We start from the raw sequence: 17,521 nt of genomic DNA, 5'->3' as shown, positions 1-17,521 counted from the left end.
GCCGTCCGACGCGACGATCCCCCGGATCAGCATTCCGATCGCCAACAAGCCGGCCGGCGCGGCCGGCGGCACCTGCGTGACCGGCGCCAGCGCGTAAAAAGGCGGTCAGCCGGCCACCGGCCACTCGTGCACGGGGATGTTCTCGTGCATGAGTGGCAGGTACCGCCGGACCATCTCGTGCAGCGCCCGCTGCCGGTCCATCCCCTGCTTCTCCAGCTCGTGCAGCGTCTCCACCTGCCATGACGCCCCGTTGCGCTGACGCAGGCAGCGCTGCTCGACGATGCCCAGCAGCCGGTCGCGCTGGGCCGGCGAGACACCCCACCGGTCCAGCCCGGCGGCGGCCTGTGGCAGCAGCCGGCGCAGCACCAGCTCGGTCACCGGCACCGTGCCGACACCCGGCCAGAACACGCTGGCGTCGATGCCGTGCCGGGCGCAGGCGTGGAAGTTCTCCTCGGCGGCGCGGAAGCTCAGCTGGGTCCAGACCGGCCGTTCCGCCTCGGCCAGGCTGCGGGCCAGGCCGTAGTAGAACGCGGCGTTCGCGATGGTGTCGGCGACCGTCGGGCCGGCCGGCATGACCCGGTTCTCCACCCGCAGGTGCGGGCGGCCGTCGACGACCGCGTAGATCGGCCGGTTCCACCGGTACACCGTGCCGTTGTGCAGGCGCAACTCGCTGAGCTCGGGGATCTCGCCGCGTTCCAGGATGTCCGCGGGGTCGTTCTCGTCGCAGATCGGCAGCAGCGCCGGGAAGTACCTGACGTTCTCCTCGAACAGGTCGAACACGCTGGTGATCCAGCGCTCGCCGAACCACACCCGGGGCCGTACGCCCTGCGCCCGGATCTCCTCCGACCGGGTGTCGGTGGCCTGCTCGAAGAGCGGGATCCGGGTCTCCCGCCACAGCTCCCGGCCGAACAGCAGCGGCGAGTTCGCGCCCAGCGCCACCTGGATCCCGGAGATCACCTGGGAGGCGTTCCAGTACGCCGCGAACTGCGCCGGGCTCACCTGCAGGTGGAACTGGGTGCTGGTGCAGGCGGCCTCGGGCGCGATGCTGTCGGTGGTGACCGCCAGCCGGTCGATCCCGTCGATCCGGATGTCCAGGTCCTCGCCGCGGGCCGCGAAGATCTGCTCGTTGAGCAGCTGGTACCGCGGGTTCGCCGACAGCGCCTCGGCGGTCAGGTGCTCGCGGCGCAGGGTGGGCAGGATCCCGACGGTCAGCATGTGCGCGCCGACCGTCCGGGCCTTGCCCTCGGCGTGGTTCAGGCTGGCCCGCAGCGCCTTCTCGAGATCGCCGAGGTCGTCACCGGCCAGCCGCCGGGGCGGCAGGTTGATCTCGATGTTGAACTGGCCCAGTTCGGTCTGGAAGTCCGGGTCGGCGATCGCGCCGAGCACCTCGGCGTTCAGCATGGCCGGATCGGCGTGGTCGTCGATCAGGTTGAGCTCGATCTCCATGCCGGTCATCGGCCGCTCGAACTCGAAGCGGGACTCGCGCAGCATCGTCGCGAACACGTCGAGACTGCGGCGGATCTTCTGCCGGTACCGGGATCGGTCCTCGCGGGAGAACTCGGTCTTTTCCACTTTCTCGCCCACCGGGCACCACCTTCTTCAGGCGTCAGCGACGAGGGAGAACGGGCGTCGTCGCGGCGGTCCCCCCAGACTCATGATTACCGCTGTCGATGCCTGTTCCCCCATCGGCGGAGCAGCATTGGCGGGTGGTGGACAACCGTGCGTCGAGCATGGACGCACCGGTACCCGATCGTCGCGATCTTTACGCGCCGCTCAGCGCAGCAGTGCGGCCAGCACCACGCCGGCCACCACCAGCCCCGCGGCGGCCTGCAGCAGCATCGCCGGGCCCAGGTGCGACCACCGGGTCGGGATGCGCGGGGTCAGCGGCTGCATCGTGGTCAGGTTGACCACCTGCATCAGCTTGACCGGCAGGGTGCGGTCGCGTTGCGGTTCGGTGCGCACCTGCACCAGATCGCCCCGGTGCAGGGCGGACTGGGGGAGCTGGCCGTGCATCTCGATCTCGTACGTCTGCCCGAGATCGTCGCGCAATCGGACCGGGGTGACCAGGAACTCCGGCCCCTTGCGCAGCTCCTTGAGGCTGCGCCGGGCCGGTTTCATCTTCAGCAGCGAGCCGACCAGCTGGGCGAGGCCGGCGGCGAGGAAGACGAAGACGGCCAGTGGCCGCCCGACCCGCACTTCCCGCGTGTACGCGGCCTGGTAGCCGACGAACCGGCCGGTGATGATCGGACTGACGTGCCGGAGGATCCGCTCGCGGTGCAGTTCCGTGTCGTCCATGGGGGATCACCTCCTGGATGTTCTTCAATGTTACGGACCGGGCTCGGGTGCGCACCGTGAGTGAATGGTGAACTTGTGATCTCCTCTACCTACCAAGCTCCGCCCGCGCCCGCGCCGGATACCGGGAAATTCCGGCCGGCAACCCACGGATCTGCGGAAACGTGCCCTAACGGGGGACCCGGCGGGGTGAACTGGACGCCGAGTCCCGCGAAAAATCATCGCGGACGGGGGGCGGAGACCAGTGACACCGACGAATTACGTCAATCCGGACAGCGTCCTGGCGCGCACCGCTCGCGAGATGCTCTCGGCGCACGCCGGCGGCGAAGGCCCGCGCGACGGACTCACCCGCTGCCCGGTCTGCGGCGAGCCGCTGCCCTGCCGCTCCGGGCAGGCGGCCGCCGAGGTCCTCGCGGCCGCCGGTCTGGCCGAGGCATCCGGGTTGATCGCCGCCACCCGGGTCGCGTTCGCCCCGCAGTCCGGCCCGCCCGCCTTCAGCCCGCCCTGGCCGTCCGAGGACACCACCGGTGGTCCCGGCCCGAGCGCCGGTCACCCACCGCTGTCCTCCGGTCCGCACCTCGACGGTACGACCGGAAGCCCCGCACCGTGGCTCACCCCGGCCGATCCGCTGACCGGCCCGGGCTTCGGCTCCTTCACCTCTCCGGCGGCCCCGGCCGACGACTTCGGGCCGCTCTCGTCGGAGCGCCCGAGCTGGGCGACCGAACCCACCGGAACCCACGAACAGCCCTGGCCCGCGTCCGCCACCGGTTCACCGGCACCCGAGTCGTGGACCGAGTCCCGCCTCGGCGGCCTGCCGCGCCTCACCGACTCCCCCTTCGGCCCCGGTGCCAACGAAGGCCCGGCCACGACCGCGCTCCGCCCAGGAGCCAATGCCGGTTCCGGTTTCCTGCCCGCAAAACCCTCCACCGGTACGAACACCGCCCCCTCGCCCGGCCCCATCCCGTTCCCCGGCACCGACGAGCCCGCCCCGGGCCTGCTCCCGAACAGCCGGGAGAACCTCGCTGACCTGTTCTCGGAGAGCCGCGAGGACGTCCCCGGCCTGTTCGCCGGTGGCAGCGAGATCGCACCGGGCTGGCACCCGGAGCCCACCGGTGAAGCCCGGAACGGCATGCCGGACGCCGCGATCGGCCTGAACGGCGCCACCCCCGCGGACACCGCCCCGCCGCGAGACCGCCCTTCCGCCCCCGGCCGCGCGGATGCCGCCCCCGGCCACGGAGACTCCGGTCTCGGCCGGCCGGAACGCAGGGGCGCTCACGCGGCACCGACCTCACCGGCGCCCTCCGCCGAATCCGCACTCGCCCGCCCCTGGCCCTCGGCGGATCCCGCCGCCGGGTCAGCCGGCAGCGGAATCCGGTCCTGGTCGCCGTCAGACGCCCCGCCTTCTGTTTCTGGTCCCGGCCCCGGCGCGACGGGCCCCACGGCCCGCAGCGGCGACGCCAGCACCCCGCGCCCCTGGCCCTCGCCCGAGTCCGGCGGCGGCTACGAGCCCGACCCGAGCAGCGGCCCGCAGACCTGGCCCCCGTCCGACAACAACTCCACCCTCACCACACCCGACATCTCCGGTATTTCCGGTGGCTCGGACGGTTCGGGCGGCGTGAGCGGTCCCAGCGGACCGGGCGGCTCGAGCGGTCTCCATGCTCCGGGCGGCCTGAGCGGTCTCGGTGGCCCGGGCAGCCTGGATGGTCCGGGCGTCGCGGGCGGCCTGGGTGGCTTGGGCGGCGCGGGTCTGGCCTCGGCGATGGGCCTCGGCGCCACCGATGTCACCGGCGCCACTGCCGGCGGCCTGCGCGCGTGGCCCCCGGCGGACCCCGGCGCCGAGGCGACCGGTGGCGGCCCGCGGGCCTGGCCCCCGGCCGAGCCGGCTGCCACCGAGACCACGGGAAGCGGTCTGCGCGCATGGCCCCCGGCGGACCCCGGCGCCGATACCGCGACCAGTGGTCTGCGCCCGTGGTCGTCAACGGAGCCGCATCCGGGCGTCGATCCTGCGGGCAGAGGTTCGCGGCCGGCGGCCGAGGCGGTCACCGGCATCGACGCCGCGGGCAGTGCTCTGCGGGCGTGGCCCCCGGCCGAACCGGGTGTCGGCGGCGACGTGGCCGGGAGCGGTTCGCAGGCGTGGCCTCCGGCCGGGCCGGGCGCGGGGAACGAGGTGGCCGCCGGCGGACTGCGGGCCTGGCCCCCGGCGGACGGCATGCCGGGCGAGAACGTCAGCACGATCGGCCCGGCAGGTCCGGCCGGGCTGGCGCCGGGCGGTGGGTCCGCGGCGGTCAGCGGGCTGGCCGGGATGGGCGCCGGTTCCGCGGGGATCGGCGCGGCCGGTGGGTTCGCCGCCCCGAACGGGGAGACGGGTCTCAGCTCGTGGCCGGCACCCGGCGCGGTCGAGGCCCCGCCGAGCGTACCGCCGTGGGCGACAGGCGCCGCCGACGAGTCCGCGGTGAACCCGGCCTGGCCCGCGCCGACCCCCGGAACGACGGCTCCCGGCACGATGGCTCCCGGCGGCCCGGGTTTCGGCGGCCCGGGTTTCGGCGGCCCGGGTTTCAGTGGCCCGGATTCCGGTGGACCGGCGGAGGCGCCTCCGATCGCCGTCGTGCCGACCGCCCCCGTGGAGGGAACGCCGCCGCCGTGGGCGGCTCCGCCGATGGCGTCCGCACCGCTGCCGGTCGCCGAGGCGATACCGGATCCGCTTGCCGCGCCGTCCTTCGCCGCGCCCGCCTTCAGCCAGCAGAACAGCCCGCTGGACGCGCCGCGCTTCACCCGCTCGGCCCGCCCTGCCGTGACGCCGGCCATCGGTGGCCTGCCGCCGATGGTGCCGCCCGCCGGCCAGCCGATGGGCCAGCCCGGCATGCACGGGACACCCCAGCCGATGGCGCCCGCCACCGGCACCGACGTCGGACCGTCCGCCGCGGCGATGACCGGCGCCGCCCCGCAGAGCCCCGCGGCTCAGGGCCTGTCCGGCTTGGCGCCGATGCCACCGTCCGACCTGGCTCCGGCCCCGTCCGGCCCGCACAACCCGGCCCTGCCGGCCCCCGACCTGGCCCCGGGCCCGTCAGGTCTCCAGGCCCCGGACATGGGTCAGCACAACCCGCCGCCGGGAATGCCCGGAGCTCCGTCGCGTCCCGGACTGCAGGCCCCGGACATGGGTCAGCACAACGCGCCTGCCGTTCCTCGTCCTGGTCTGCAGGCCCCGGACATGGGTCAGCACAACCCGCCGTCGGGAATGCCCGGAGCTCCGACGCGTCCCGGACTGCAGTCCCCGGACATGGGTCAGCACAACCCGCCCACCGTGCGCCCCGGACTGCAGGCGCCGGACATGGGTCAGCACAACCCGGCCGCCGGCCCGCCGGTCGTGCCGGCGACGTCGGCGGAATCCTCCGGCGCTCCGGTCGACGAATCGGCCGCGCCCTCGGGCCTGCCCGGCCGGGGCGCACCCCGCGCCACCCCCGGCCCGGCGAACCTGGCCGACGCACCCCCGGACGACCCGGCCAGCGCCCCGAGCGGCCTGCCCCGCCGGTGACCGCGGCGCCCACGACGATGACCGCTCGCCGGCCCGGCGAGCGGCGGTGGTCGTCAGGGATGCGGGTGACCCGAGCCGGCGGTCGAGGCCGGGAGCACTGACTCACCCGCGCGTCGCCGGGCGGTCCGGTGCGCAGCGGCGGTCGCGGGGGGAGGCCCGGGACGGGGCAGCTGCTTCTGTCGGGGCCCCAGGTCGTACCGGAAAAGATCGGTCAGGGGAGGGCCGGGAGCAGGTGGGTCCAGACGACCTTGCCGTCGCTGACCGGAAGGACGCCCCAGGCGGCCGAGAGTTCGCGGATCAGGCGGAGGCCGCGGCCGCCGGCGTCGGTGAGGGCCGGGTCGAGCGGGCGCGGGACGTGCCGGCTGCCGTCGCGGACCGCCATGGTGAGGTGGCCGTCCTGCTGGGCCAGAGTGAACTCCATGGTGGTGTGTGCGTGCCGGACCACGTTCGCGACCAGTTCGGTGGCGATCAGCGTGGCGGTCGAGGCGACATCGGTGCGGTGCCAGCGGTCACAGGTCTGGCCGACCAGCTGACGAACCTGGCGGCAGGCCTCGGGGACCGGGCGGAAGCGGACCCGGACGCGGTCCGGTTCCGGCTGGGCCTTCGCGTCGGCCAGGGCCGCCGCGCAGTCCACGGCCCGCTCGACGCCCGCGCAGTCCGGGATCGCGGCGAGCGCCGCGGAGGTGCCCGGGTCGGCGCCGCAGACGACTATCGGTACGTTCGGGAACTCCGCGGTCTGGCAGACCACCGCGCCGAACGTGCCGAACGCGACCGGGTCGGCCACGGTCAGGCGGCTCACGTCGAGCAGCAGTCTCGACGGTTGCCCGGCGAGACTGCGGCGGACCGCGGCGCCGAGCGCGTTGCCGGTCAGCTGGTCCAGGGTGCCGCTGACGGTGAGGACCGCTACCGGGAGGTCCCGTTCCGGCCGGCAGACGAGCTGGCTGGGCATCGGGTCTCCTTCCCGGCGAGACCCGTGGGACGGGCCGTCGACAGCGAGTGCCCGGCCGCGGACCGGGGCAAACCACTGTCCGGGGCGAATCTCGTGCGAGCGTCGCGCGGGAGTCCGGCCGATGCCCGGCAGATAAATAAAGTACCGTTGCGCGCCATGGGTGTGTCGCAGCGGTTGAAGAACCGTTTCCGCAAGTTTCTGCAGCGTCCCGGCACGACCGTGGACCTCGGCCCGCTGGCGAAGCGCCTGGAGCCGATCGAGGCGCGAGAGGAGGCGCTGAAGGAGCTCGATGACGCGGCGCTGACCGACGCCGCCCGCGAGGCTTCTGATTTCACCGAGATCTGCGCGGTCGGCCGGGAGGCCGCTCGCCGCGCGATCGGCCAGCGTCCGTACGACGTCCAGCTGCTCGGCGCGATGGCGCTGCTCTCCGGCCGGGTCGCCGAGATGGCCACCGGCGAGGGCAAGACGCTGACCGCGGCGATCGCCGCGTACGGCCACACCCGCCTGGACAACGGGCCGGTGCACGTGCTGACCGTCAACGACTATCTGGCCAAGCGCGACGCCGAGTGGATGGGGCCGATCTACACGCTGCTCGGCCTGACCGCAACGTGGGTGACCGAGTCGATGACGCCGGAGGAGCGGCGCGAGGCGTACGCGGCCGACGTCACGTACGTGTCGGTGTCCGAGGCGGGCTTCGACTACCTGCGTGACCAGCTGGTCACCGACGTGGCCGACCGGGTGCAGCGCGACCTGGCCACCGCGATCGTGGACGAGGCCGACTCGATCCTGATCGACGAGGCCCGGGTGCCGATGGTGCTCGCCGGCTCGACCGCCACCGAGAGCGACCCGGTGCACGAGGCCGCCGCGCTGGTCAAGAACCTGCGCAAGGCGAAGGACTACGAGGTGGCCGAGGACGGCCGCAGCGTCGCCTTCACCGAGGACGGCCTGAAGAACATCGAGGAGCAGCTCGGCGGCGTCGACCTGTACGCCGACGACCAGGTCGCGCAGCTGTCCGCGGTGAACGTGGCGCTGCACGCGCACACGCTGCTGCGCCGCGACGTGGACTACATCGTCCGCGACGGTGGCGTCGAGCTGATCGACGAGATGCGCGGCCGGGTCGCCCAGCGTCGCCGCTGGCCGGACGGTCTGCAGGCGGCCGTGGAGGCCAAGGAGGGGCTGTCCGCCACCGCCGAGGGCGAGGTGCTGAACACCGTCACGGTGCAGGCGTACATCGCGCTCTACACGACGGTCTGCGGGATGACCGCGACCGCGGTGCACGTCGGCGAGCAGCTCCGCGAGTACTTCAAGCTCGAGGTCGCGGTGGTCCCGTCGAACACCCCGAACGTCCGCGAGGACGACCCGGACCGGATCTACTCGGCGCACGACACCCGCGACGAGGCGCTCGTCGAAGAGATCAAGATCGCGCACGACAAGGGCCGCCCGGTCCTGATCGGCACCGTGGACGTGAAGGCGTCCGAGCGGCTGGCCGAGCAGCTCGCCGAGGCCGGTGTGCCGTGCCACGTGCTGAACGCGAAGAACGACGCCGAGGAAGCGGAGATCATCGCGGAGGCCGGCGCGGTCGGCGCGGTGACCGTCTCCACCCAGATGGCCGGCCGGGGTGTCGACATCCGGCTGGGCGGCAGCGACGAGAAGGACCGCGACAAGGTCATCGAGCTGGGCGGCCTGTACGTGATCGGCGCCGGCCGGCACGACAGCCGCCGGGTCGACGACCAGCTCCGTGGCCGGGCCGGCCGGCAGGGTGACCCGGGCGCCTCGGTGTTCTTCGTCAGCCTCGAGGACGAGCTGGTCACCCGGCACGCCGGGGAGATCCTGCCGGCCTCGCCGCGGATGGACATGGACGGCGTCGTGCACGACCCGCAGGTGGACTACGCGGTCGAGCACGCCCAGCGGGTCGCCGAGGGCGTGAACCACGAGATCCACCGCAACACCTGGCGCTACAGCGTGGTGATCGAGCAGCAGCGCCTGCTGCTGGCCGAGCGCCGGGAGCGGCTGCTCACCTCCGAGGTGGCGGCGATCATGCTGCTGGAGAAGTCGCCGGAGAAGGCCAAGGAGATCGACGAGGACGTGCTGTCCGACTCGGCCCGGGCGATCGCGCTGTTCCACCTGGACCGGCTGTGGGTGGACCACCTGGCCTTCCTGTCCGAGGTGCGCGAGGGTGTGCACCTGCGGGCACTGGGCAAGCTGGACCCGCTGGACGAGTTCCACCGGGCCGCGGTGCCGGCCTTCCAGGAGCTGCTGACCCAGGTGGAGACGCGGACCATCGAGGCGTTCGAGGAGGTCGACCTCACCGACGGGTGGCAGCCGGAGCGGGCCGAGATCGTCCGGCCGAGCGCGACGTGGACGTACCTGGTGCACGACAACCCGTTCGGCTCGGAGCTGGACCGGCTCATCGCGGCCGTCGGGCGTCGTCTCACCTCGGGTGGCTGACGACACATTTCCCGGAAATTCACTGAAGGGGGCGCCGCAGCCGCGGACGCCCCCTTCAGCGTGTTCCGTCCCAGCTGGAGCCCCATGGCGTTCGGCAATGCTTAATCAGCCTGACAGAAAGCGTTCCCTGAATGCATTCGTGTTACCGGGAACAATATGGAACATCTTTCTCACACTGTGGATGGTGACTTGACCGGCAAAGCGGCGGCCCGGAAATATCAGCCCCGATTTACGCTCAGTGATCACACGTATTCGTTTGCCGCAACAAATTCTTGGGGGATCACTCAATGCCGGTCAGCGCATTGTCGCCGCGAGCCGATCGTCGTTCCGCCGGACCGGGGCGGGGCCCCGGAAATCGGCGGCCCGAGCCGGCGCTGACCGTGACGCTCGCCATTCCGCTCTCCGGGGACGCGGTCTCGCCACAAGCGCATCGATTACTCGCGGCGGTCCGTGAGCTCGTGGAGCTCAGCCGGGGCACGGTGACCGTCGAGGCGGCCACCGAGCCGGTCGAGCCGGACCCGGAGCCACTCCCCAGTGGTCCGGAGGTGCGTCTGCTCACCGGATCGCGTCAGGTGCTCCTGGAGGGCGAGACGATCCCGCTGACCCGGCTCGAGTTCGACCTGATGCTCTACCTCGCCGAGCGGCCCCGCCGGGTGTTCAGCCGGGCGCAGCTGCTCGCCGGGGTGTGGGGCTACGAGCGGGCCGGTGAGCGCACCGTCGACGTGCACGTCCGGCGGCTGCGGCTGAAGCTGGGCGCCGCCGTGCCGGCCGTCACCACGGTCTACGGGGTGGGCTACCGGCTGGCCGATGACGCCCGGATCACGATCATGCCGCACGATTGAGCCATGCGTGTGCGCCCCGTCTCGTTCGCCGTCCTCGTCGACGACCTCGTGGACCGGTTGGCCAGTCGGGAATCCGACAGTAGGGTCCGGGTGGCCGTGGACGGGGCGGACGCGGCCGATCCGGGCCGGTTGGCGGACGCCCTGGTCGATCCGTTGCGGGTCCTCGGGCGGCCGGCCATCCGCGTCGACACCAGGGATTTCCTGCGTCCTGCGTCGCTGCGGCTGGAGTTCGGGCGGGACAACCCGGACTCGTTCTACGCCGGGTGGTTCGACGAGGCCGGCCTGATCCGTGAGGTGCTCGATCCGGCCGGGCCGGGCGGCTCCGGCCGCATCGTCACCCGTCTCTGGGACGCGGATGCCGACCGGGCCGCCCGGGAGTCCTACCGGCAGCTCCCGGCGAACGCGATCGTGCTGCTCAGTGGCCCTCTGCTGCTCGGCTCCGGCCTGCCCTTCGACTTCACCGTCCACCTTGGGCTCTCGGCCGCGGCACTGGACCGGCGGACCGGCCCGGAGGCGCGCTGGACGCTGCCGGCGTTCGCCCGCTACGCCGGTGAGGTGGCGCCGGAGACTTTCGCCGATGTGGTCGTCAGGGTGGATGATCCACGGCATCCGGCCCTGGTCATGGCGTCGGGCTGAGTGCCGGCGTGACCGTCGGCACAAGACCCGTGTGCCGAGTCCGTGGCGGATTCGACCACTGACAGTTATGCTCCGGTTACTTTTTTGCGGGGGCCTCGTTTGGGGTCCCCGGCGGTGGGTATCAGGCGGCTCCACAAGTCGAGCCAGGCCGGGTCGCGGTTGACCCGGATGATGCCCACCGGCTGGGCTGAGGGAAGGCAGGGGGACTGCATGCTCGTCAACGGAGCGGTTGTTGCGGGTAAGGGCGCGAGCACGGCGAAGGGGCGCTCGGCCGAGGAGATCGAGCAGATCCGGGTGATCCTGCGGAACCGGTTCGCGGAGCTCGACACGGAGTACGAAGATGCCGTAACCCAGAACCACCGGCTGCGGCTGGTCGAGATCGGCGACGCTGCCGGCGACGACCAGGCCGACAGCGGGTCCAAGACCGCGGAGCGGGACGCTGCCACGTCGCTGCTGCGGACCCTGCTCGACCGGCGGACGCAGGCGGAGCACGCCATCCACCGCCTCGACGAGGGTACGTACGGCAACTGCGAGGCGTGTTCCAACCCGATCCCGTGGGAGCGCCTCGAGGTGTTCCCGTCGGCCACCACCTGTGTCCACTGCAAGCAGAACCGCGAGCGCCGGGCCAGCTGAAGCGTTCCGGTGCCCGTTTTCGTGCGGGTGGAAGCGGGCACCGGCAAAACGTGTCGACCATCTGGTCGACAATTCGGCGGGGAATATGCGGGGCGGGTGCCGAAACGGCACAGGTCCCCGAGAACAATGGGCTTTCGAAATCGCCGGGCGGTAAACGTCTCCCCCGGCAGAGGGAGTGGATCCCCTCGCGCAGGGGATCTGCCACCACCGCCGATCGACCAACCTGGATCACAGACGCCACCACCGCGGTGGCGTACCAGGAAAGGTCGACGATGCGCAGAACCACACGATGGGTCGCCGGGATGGCGGCCATCGCCGGAACGATTCTGGCGGCGACGGCGCCGGCCAGCGCCCGGCCGGACACCGCGAGGGTGACCGGCTCGGCCGACTTCATGCTCCCGTTCGACCCGGACGACGACGTACGCTCGTTCGCCTTCGACGTCCGGTCCACGCCGTACACCACGCCGATCCCCGGCCTGCCGCACGGCCTGCCGACCGACGCGACCGGCACGGTCCGGGTGTCGCACTTCGTTCCCGCCCAGCAGCTGACGGTCCGCTTCGAGGCGACCGTCGACTGCCTGGTCACCAGCCCCGGTCTGGCCACCCTGACCGCGGTGGTCACCCGGGCCGACAGCGTGGTGGCGGACTGGGTCGGCAAGCGGGTCGGGTTCAGCGTCCAGGACGGCGGCCGCGGGCACGGCGACCGGGTCGGGTTCACCTGGTCGTTCAGCGGTGACCAGGACGCCGACGGCACCTGGCACGAGGCGAGGATCGGCACCTGCCTGGCCCCGGCCCCGTTCGCGGTGGTGACCCGGGGCGACTACACCCTCCGGCACGCCGAACTGAAACCGATGCCGGTCGGCTGAATCCGGGGACAACAACGGTTTCGCGGGGCGGGCGGGGGTAAAACCAGAGGATGACCGACGCCAGCCCCGCGCAACCGCAGGAACAGACCGGACCCGAGTACGACGACGCCGGCGACCTCGAGTACGACGAGGCCCACGGCGCGGGCGACCACCTGGACGTGCCCGCCGCCCTCACCGAGGAGGCCGAGCAGCGCCGGGCGATGGCCACGCCCCGCTGACAGCTCAGGTCGCCGCGTACTGCATGGCCGAGAACAGCAGCAGTGCCGTCACCAGGCCGGTGGCCAGCACGGTGACCACGGTCGCGGTGTCCAGGGCCGCCTTGCGCCGATCGGCCACCAGCTTGGCCGTGACCACCGCCAGCACCGGGCAGGCCAGCAGGACCAGCAGTGCCACCACCGGCGCGGCCTGGTGCCAGTCACCGGCCGAGGCCAGCCCGGTCTGCCGCAGCACCTGGTTGCCGAGCGCGCCGAGCAGGCCGCCGACCAGCCCGAAGATCACATAGAGCACCTTGACGCCGAAGGTGACCGGTCGGGCCGGCGGCGTCCAGTTGATCCGTTTCTCCACCTCGGCGAGGTAGTCCCGGGCGCCCAGCTCGGTGCGCTGCCGGGGGATGCTGGGCGGCGGCAGGGTGCGCCCGAACCGCTCGGCCACCGGCCCGACCCGGTGCACGTACTCCGACCACAGCCCGGCCGCCCGCGCGTCGACCTCCTCCAGGTCGCGCTGGGCGGCCCGGGTGGCCCGCTTGGTGGCCCGTACCCGGTCCTCGGCCTCCTGCACCGCCTCGTCGGCGGTGAGTCGCTGCGCGGCGTGCCAGGCGACCGCTTCGGCGCGCAGGTCGGCGGCGCGCTGGTCCAGCGTGGTCAGCCGGCGCAGCACGGTGCGGTAGTCGGCCCGCTCGAAGTCGGCCGGTTCCAGGGCGCTCATGACACTCCGTACGGAATGATCACCTCGGCGCCGCGATGCACCGATCGGTCGAAGTGCAGCGCACGCCAGGGTCGCGGATACCAGTTGGGCGCACCGGCGCCCGGGTAGAACGGGGCCAGCTCGCTGCCGTGCACGTCCAGCGCCACCCAGGCGCCGATCGGGTCGGTCCGCGAGCTCGGCCCGCCCAGGGTGTCGCGCAGCAGCCCGGCGCCACGCCACCAGCCGAGCACGTGCAGCCGGCGTTCCGGGCCCTGCCGCAGGACCGTCCGCAACTGATCACCGGCGGCCTTGCCACCGGGCAGCGCGTCCGCCGCGTAGAGCAGGATGAAGTGCGGTCGGTCGGCCGGCCAGGCCGCTGTCGACTCGGCGGCGGCGTCCTCGAGGAGCCAGTCGACGTTCGACGCGTCGTACCAGCCGCAGTCCGGGATCCGGGCGTGCAGCGCCTCGGCGGCGGCCCGGGCGTCCGGGTCGAAGCAGGCGATCGAGAAGCGGGCGCCGTCCCGGGCGAACTGCGCGGCGAGCGAGCGCCCGGCGGTGGCCAGCACCGCGCAGGCCTCCTCGGTCCGGGTGCCGAGCACGGCCAGGTTGCGGCCCGGCGCGCGGCGCAGCACGGTCCGCGCCGAGCGGGACATCACGTCGATGGTCTCGCCGAGCAGGGCGGCCGGCGCGGGCGAGTCGTCGGCGATCAGCGACCGGAAGTCGGGGCTGTCGGCCAGCCGCGGCTGGGTGTCGCCGTCGAAGAGCCGGGGCGGCAGCGAGTCCTTCGGCAGGCGGCGCCACAGCCGGTGCTGGAACGTGCTCCAGCGGTCCCGGTCGCCGGCCGACGGCACCCGGACCACCTGGTTGGCCTCGGTCGCGCCGGAGTCCGGGTTGACCACGGCGTGGTAGCGCGGCAGCGACTCGGCGGCGGTGTTCTGCTCGGCGAGCACCCGGCGGGCCCGGGGCAGCGCGATCCGCAGCGAGAACTGCGCGACCAGCGCGGGCCGGCCCCACAGCGCCTCGATGCCGGAGACGTCCTGGCTGGCCAGGATCAGGTGGATGCCCTGCGACCGGCCCCGGCGGGCCAGGTCCTCGAGCATGTCGACGGCCTCGTTGGTGACCGAGTCCCGCCCGGCCAGCAGCACCTGGAACTCGTCGACCACGGCGACGATCCGCGGCCAGTCGCCACCCGGGTCCTCGGCGCGCAGCTCGGCCAGGTTCGTCACCTCGTGCTGTTTCGCGGCGTCCGCCCGGCGGCGCAGCTCGGCGCCGAGGAACCTCAGCAGGGCCAGGCCGAACTCCCGGTCGGTGTTGACGTTCACCCCGACCAGCCGGACGTGCGGCAGCCAGCTCTGGTCGCGGCGGCCCGGCGCGAACCGGGCGAACGACACGCCCTCCTTGAAGTCGAGCAGGTAGAACGCCAGCTCGGCGGGGGAGTAGCGGGCCGCGAGCGAACCCAGCCAGGCGTAGATCAGGTTGGTCTTGCCGGTGCCGGACGGCCCGGCGATCAGCGCGTGCGGCGGGTAGTCGCTGAGCGACACCAGCACCCGGGTGCCCTGCGGGCTGTCGCCGAGCGGCGCGGTCACCCCGGTCGCCGAGCTCTCCCGCCACTCCTGGTCGGGCCGGGGCAGCAGGCTGTCCAGGGCGATCGGCGCGGGACCGGCCGCGACCGCCTCGGCGATCTGCCGGCAGGTCGCGGTCAGCGTCTGCTGCGGCGGGCCGGGGTCGAGCCGGACCGGCAGGTCGCCGCCGCTGCTGATCCGGGCCTCGTCGCCGGGCGCGGCGGTGACGCACTCGATGCCGGGCCCGGGCGGGACGGTCAGCCCGTGCACGATCAGGTGCACCCCGCAGGCCGCACCGGTCCGCAGCAGCCGGTCGAGCTGGGTGCGCTCGTGCCGGTTCAGCTCGCCGCCGCCGAGCAGCACCGCGACCCGCCACGGCTCGGGCCGCCGGTTGGTCGCCGCGTGCAGCTCGCGCAGCGACGAATACTCCCCGGCCAGCACCGTCTCGTTGATCCGCCGGACCTCGCCGACCAGGTCGTCGAGCAGCTTGCCCAGCGCGTTCGGGGCGACGAAGGTGAGCACCCGGACCGGGGCGAGCGGGGCGAACCCGGCCAGCCCGCCACCGAGGTGCTCCGGGTCGTACCCGATCACCTGGAGGGTGCCCGGCGTGCTGGTGCCCAGGGCGCGCAGCAGCAGCGCGGCGACCACGTCGTCGCCGAGTTTCCGGTCGCCCTGCACCACCACGTGCCCGTGGTCGAGCAGCTGCACCAGGGCCGGCACGTCGGGCGCGGGAGCGGGCTCCCCGGCGCCCTCCTCCCACTGCCACGGGCGGCCCGGCCGTTCCGGCTCGGTGGCGCCGGCGCCGGGCGGCTCGGGCAGCAGCAACCGCCCGATCCGCAGCTCGGCGGCCTTCGGCAGCGGTGTCGGCTCCCAGGACGACCAGGTCTCCCCGGCCGCGCCCGGCGCCGCGCGGTCGGCCGCACCGGCCGCCGCACCGGCCAGCCCGGCCAGCTCGGAGTCGTGCCACGCGGTCACCGAGCGCAGCCGTTCGTCGCGGGCCGCGCCGAGCTTGCGCACCCGGCTCTCGGCCGCCGCGCGGATCCGTTCCCAGCGGGTGACCGCGGTGCCCTCGTCATGGCGGGCGCGCCCGAGAGCGTTCTCCGCGACCCCGAGGGCGTGGGACAGCCCGGCCCGGATCTCCATGACCTGCTGTTTGGTGGATTCAGCCATGACCCGCCGGCATCGTCGCAGTTGTCCAGCCCGCTGACATCATGAGCGCTGCTCCTCGGCCTCGGTGCGGGGCCGGACCGGCTCCGGCGCGTCCGGGTCGAGGGCCGCGGCGTCCCGGCCCAGCCGGGCCAGCAGCACGCCGGTGAGCACGCTCGCGGTCACCGCGTTGTCGGCCGGATGCCCGGCCGGGCGGTTGCCCTGCTGCGGGGCCGGCACCCGGCAGATCCGGGCGATGAGGGTGTCCAGCACGCCCGGCGAGGTGCCCGGCAGCAACGCCTTGACCCGCGCCTCGGCCGCGCTGCGCAGCCGGGGCACGTCCTCCGGCCGCGGCTCGTGCCCGAGCAGGTCGCCGGCCAGCCGGTGCAGCACCGGTGGGGTGACCGCGGACAGGCCGAGCCCGGTCGAGGCGGTCACCGCGTGCAGTTCCCGGCCCAGCCGGGCCTTGTCGCCGGCGCGCACCCCGGCCGCGACCCGGCGCAGCAGCTCGGCGGTGTCGGTCCGGCCCGCCGCGTCGCCCTGCTGTTTCTGCTCCGGCGGGGCGGCCTCGCCGGTGAGCTGCGCGACCCGCTCCTGCCACCACGGGCCGAGCTGCTCGCCGGTCGCCTCGGCCGCCGGGTCGGCCGGCGCGCGGTCCTTCTCCGGGTCGGGGCGCAGCGCCTCGCGCCACTCCTGGCCGCGCGGGCCGCCGGGGTCGCCGCCCAGGCCGAGGGAGGCGAGGTAGGTCTCGATCGCGTCCTCGGCGAGGCGCAGCGCCGCGGCCGCGCGTTCGGCGTGCTCGGTGGCGTTGCCGAGCTCCGGCACGCCCATCTTGTGCTCGGACGCCTCGCGCACCCAGTTCAGCAGTTCGGTGGCGGTGCGGAGTTTCTCCATCGCCACCACGACGAGGCCGTCGGGCAACTCGTCGGAGGCGGCCCGGAGGCGGGCGCCGAGTTCCTGCAGCAGCGACATCGCGTCAGAGGGTGGCGGTGTAGGTCTGCGCCGCCTCGACCGCGACCAGCGTCGCGGTGAAACACTCCTCAAGCTGTTGATCGGCTTGAGACAGCGAGGCATGCGCGGTGCCGACCGCGTCGTGGGCGCTCCCGTCGAGCGCCGCGGCCAGGCTCTGCTGAGCCTCACCGAGCTTCTCCCGAGCCGCCTGTATCGCCGCCTGCCCCTCGTTCACCTGCTGGAGCGCGGCGTCCACAGCCGCTCTGACCTCGGCGACACTGGCCACTCGTTCGGCCTCCTGTACGTCTGCAGTCTTGCCGTCCCAGACTACCGCCCGGTTCCGGCCGCGCTGTCCTCGACTGCCCGGAATTGGCAGACCGCGGAGATAAAAGCGCACAACCAGTCCGACTATCGATTCTGATGATCGCCCAGCTGGCACGGTCTTTCCGAGCAGCGTCCATTGTGGATCATGCCGTTCTCCCCGCGTCCGCCGACCCCCTCCGCGCCGGGTGTGAGCCTCGTCGCCCCGATTGCCCACGATCCGAAGATCAAAAACAACTTCAAGATCATGATGTCCCCGGTGGGTGCCGGGTGCGGATCGCCGCTCCCGCGGGGGCCGGGCACGGCGATCTGGCCGCTGGCGCGTCCATACCGATCGCCGCACCCTTCATTGTCCGCCGTTGGTCCCGGTCACCCCACCCACCCCGCTCGCGTGGGGAGTTGTGGCGCGGAGCGCACCGAAAGTCCCCACGCAAGCGCGG

14 protein-coding genes are annotated in these 17,521 nt (G+C 73.3%); 7 read left to right on the top strand and 7 right to left on the bottom strand.

All coding sequences use genetic code 11. The features are described from left to right. Positions 1 to 105 precede the first annotated feature (105 nt). Entirely contained in the window at positions 106 to 1,584 is a 1,479-nt protein-coding gene (locus Apa02nite_RS38040; RefSeq protein WP_203829366.1) for a glutamate-cysteine ligase family protein, read from the bottom strand. 189 nt (positions 1,585 to 1,773) lie between these two features. Beyond that, positions 1,774 to 2,295, bottom strand: coding sequence for a hypothetical protein (locus Apa02nite_RS38035; RefSeq protein WP_067706719.1), 522 nt, complete (start codon positions 2,293 to 2,295; stop codon positions 1,774 to 1,776). A 241-nt stretch (positions 2,296 to 2,536) separates the two neighbouring features. On the opposite strand from Apa02nite_RS38035, the gene Apa02nite_RS52050 reads away from it, so the two are divergent. Continuing rightward, complete coding sequence (locus Apa02nite_RS52050) at positions 2,537 to 5,824, top strand: hypothetical protein (protein WP_203829365.1); 3,288 nt, start codon at positions 2,537 to 2,539, stop codon at positions 5,822 to 5,824. Between the two features lie 211 nt (positions 5,825 to 6,035). Here Apa02nite_RS52050 and Apa02nite_RS38025 read toward each other — a convergent pair whose 3' ends face one another. Continuing rightward, positions 6,036 to 6,773 carry an ATP-binding protein gene (locus Apa02nite_RS38025; protein WP_203829364.1) on the bottom strand — a complete coding sequence of 246 codons (738 nt, stop codon included), beginning with the start codon at positions 6,771 to 6,773 and terminating at the stop codon, positions 6,036 to 6,038. Between the two features lie 156 nt (positions 6,774 to 6,929). Here Apa02nite_RS38025 and secA2 point away from each other — a divergent pair, with 156 nt between their 5' ends. The 6 genes from secA2 (at position 6,930) to Apa02nite_RS37995 (ending at position 12,416) form a co-directional block, all read left to right on the top strand. Continuing rightward, positions 6,930 to 9,221, top strand: a complete 2,292-nt coding sequence (gene secA2, locus Apa02nite_RS38020; protein ID WP_203829363.1) for an accessory Sec system translocase SecA2 — start codon at positions 6,930 to 6,932, stop codon at positions 9,219 to 9,221. 380 nt (positions 9,222 to 9,601) lie between these two features. Next, the gene (locus tag Apa02nite_RS38015; RefSeq protein ID WP_198171314.1) at positions 9,602 to 10,063 is read left to right on the top strand and encodes a winged helix-turn-helix domain-containing protein; all 462 of its coding nucleotides are present in this window, start codon (positions 9,602 to 9,604) and stop codon (positions 10,061 to 10,063) included. A gap of 3 nt (positions 10,064 to 10,066) precedes the next feature. After that, a complete protein-coding gene (locus tag Apa02nite_RS38010; RefSeq protein WP_067706706.1) occupies positions 10,067 to 10,699 on the top strand; it encodes a nucleoside/nucleotide kinase family protein in 633 nt (210 codons plus the stop codon). Positions 10,700 to 10,909: 210 nt separating this feature from the next. Next, positions 10,910 to 11,332, top strand: a complete 423-nt coding sequence (locus Apa02nite_RS38005) for a TraR/DksA family transcriptional regulator (protein ID WP_067706703.1) — start codon at positions 10,910 to 10,912, stop codon at positions 11,330 to 11,332. 272 nt (positions 11,333 to 11,604) lie between these two features. Next, the gene (locus Apa02nite_RS38000; protein WP_203829362.1) at positions 11,605 to 12,198 is read left to right on the top strand and encodes a hypothetical protein; all 594 of its coding nucleotides are present in this window, start codon (positions 11,605 to 11,607) and stop codon (positions 12,196 to 12,198) included. A 50-nt stretch (positions 12,199 to 12,248) separates the two neighbouring features. Further along, a complete protein-coding gene (locus Apa02nite_RS37995; RefSeq protein WP_157442042.1) occupies positions 12,249 to 12,416 on the top strand; it encodes a hypothetical protein in 168 nt (55 codons plus the stop codon). A 4-nt stretch (positions 12,417 to 12,420) separates the two neighbouring features. Here Apa02nite_RS37995 and Apa02nite_RS37990 read toward each other — a convergent pair whose 3' ends face one another. From Apa02nite_RS37990 to Apa02nite_RS37975, 4 genes are read right to left on the bottom strand one after another with little or no spacing between them, the layout of a single operon-like run. Beyond that, complete coding sequence (locus tag Apa02nite_RS37990; protein WP_203829361.1) at positions 12,421 to 13,122, bottom strand: hypothetical protein; 702 nt, start codon at positions 13,120 to 13,122, stop codon at positions 12,421 to 12,423. Further along, positions 13,119 to 15,833: an FtsK/SpoIIIE domain-containing protein gene (locus Apa02nite_RS37985; RefSeq protein WP_203829360.1), complete on the bottom strand. Its 2,715-nt coding sequence runs from the start codon at positions 15,831 to 15,833 to the stop codon at positions 13,119 to 13,121. Before Apa02nite_RS37985 ends, Apa02nite_RS37990 begins: the two co-directional genes overlap by 4 nt. 39 nt (positions 15,834 to 15,872) lie before the next feature. Beyond that, positions 15,873 to 16,781, bottom strand: a complete 909-nt coding sequence (locus Apa02nite_RS37980; RefSeq protein ID WP_067706691.1) for a hypothetical protein — start codon at positions 16,779 to 16,781, stop codon at positions 15,873 to 15,875. A 4-nt stretch (positions 16,782 to 16,785) separates the two neighbouring features. Then, positions 16,786 to 17,046 carry a hypothetical protein gene (locus Apa02nite_RS37975; RefSeq protein WP_067706689.1) on the bottom strand — a complete coding sequence of 87 codons (261 nt, stop codon included), beginning with the start codon at positions 17,044 to 17,046 and terminating at the stop codon, positions 16,786 to 16,788. Between the last annotated feature and the right edge of the window lie 475 nt (positions 17,047 to 17,521).

The organism is Actinoplanes palleronii, assembly GCF_016862315.1.
Lineage (GTDB): Bacteria > Actinomycetota > Actinomycetes > Mycobacteriales > Micromonosporaceae > Actinoplanes > Actinoplanes palleronii.
Note: the sequence above shows the minus strand (reverse complement) of the source record. Positions and strands in the feature narration are given on the sequence as shown.

Bases quoted from the DNA above. Each gene is read 5' to 3' on its own strand.
- Apa02nite_RS38035 (WP_067706719.1), bottom strand. From the start codon at position 2,295: ATGGACGACACGGAACTGCACCGCGAGCGGATCCTCCGGCACGTCAGT.
- Apa02nite_RS38025 (WP_203829364.1), bottom strand. From the start codon at position 6,773: ATGCCCAGCCAGCTCGTCTGCCGGCCGGAACGGGACCTCCCGGTAGCG.
- secA2 (WP_203829363.1), top strand. From the start codon at position 6,930: ATGGGTGTGTCGCAGCGGTTGAAGAACCGTTTCCGCAAGTTTCTGCAG.
- Apa02nite_RS38010 (WP_067706706.1), top strand. From the start codon at position 10,067: ATGCGTGTGCGCCCCGTCTCGTTCGCCGTCCTCGTCGACGACCTCGTG.
- Apa02nite_RS38005 (WP_067706703.1), top strand. From the start codon at position 10,910: ATGCTCGTCAACGGAGCGGTTGTTGCGGGTAAGGGCGCGAGCACGGCG.
- Apa02nite_RS38000 (WP_203829362.1), top strand. From the start codon at position 11,605: ATGCGCAGAACCACACGATGGGTCGCCGGGATGGCGGCCATCGCCGGA.
- Apa02nite_RS37995 (WP_157442042.1), top strand. From the start codon at position 12,249: ATGACCGACGCCAGCCCCGCGCAACCGCAGGAACAGACCGGACCCGAG.
- Apa02nite_RS37990 (WP_203829361.1), bottom strand. From the start codon at position 13,122: ATGAGCGCCCTGGAACCGGCCGACTTCGAGCGGGCCGACTACCGCACC.
- Apa02nite_RS37985 (WP_203829360.1), bottom strand. From the start codon at position 15,833: ATGGCTGAATCCACCAAACAGCAGGTCATGGAGATCCGGGCCGGGCTG.
- Apa02nite_RS37980 (WP_067706691.1), bottom strand. From the start codon at position 16,781: ATGTCGCTGCTGCAGGAACTCGGCGCCCGCCTCCGGGCCGCCTCCGAC.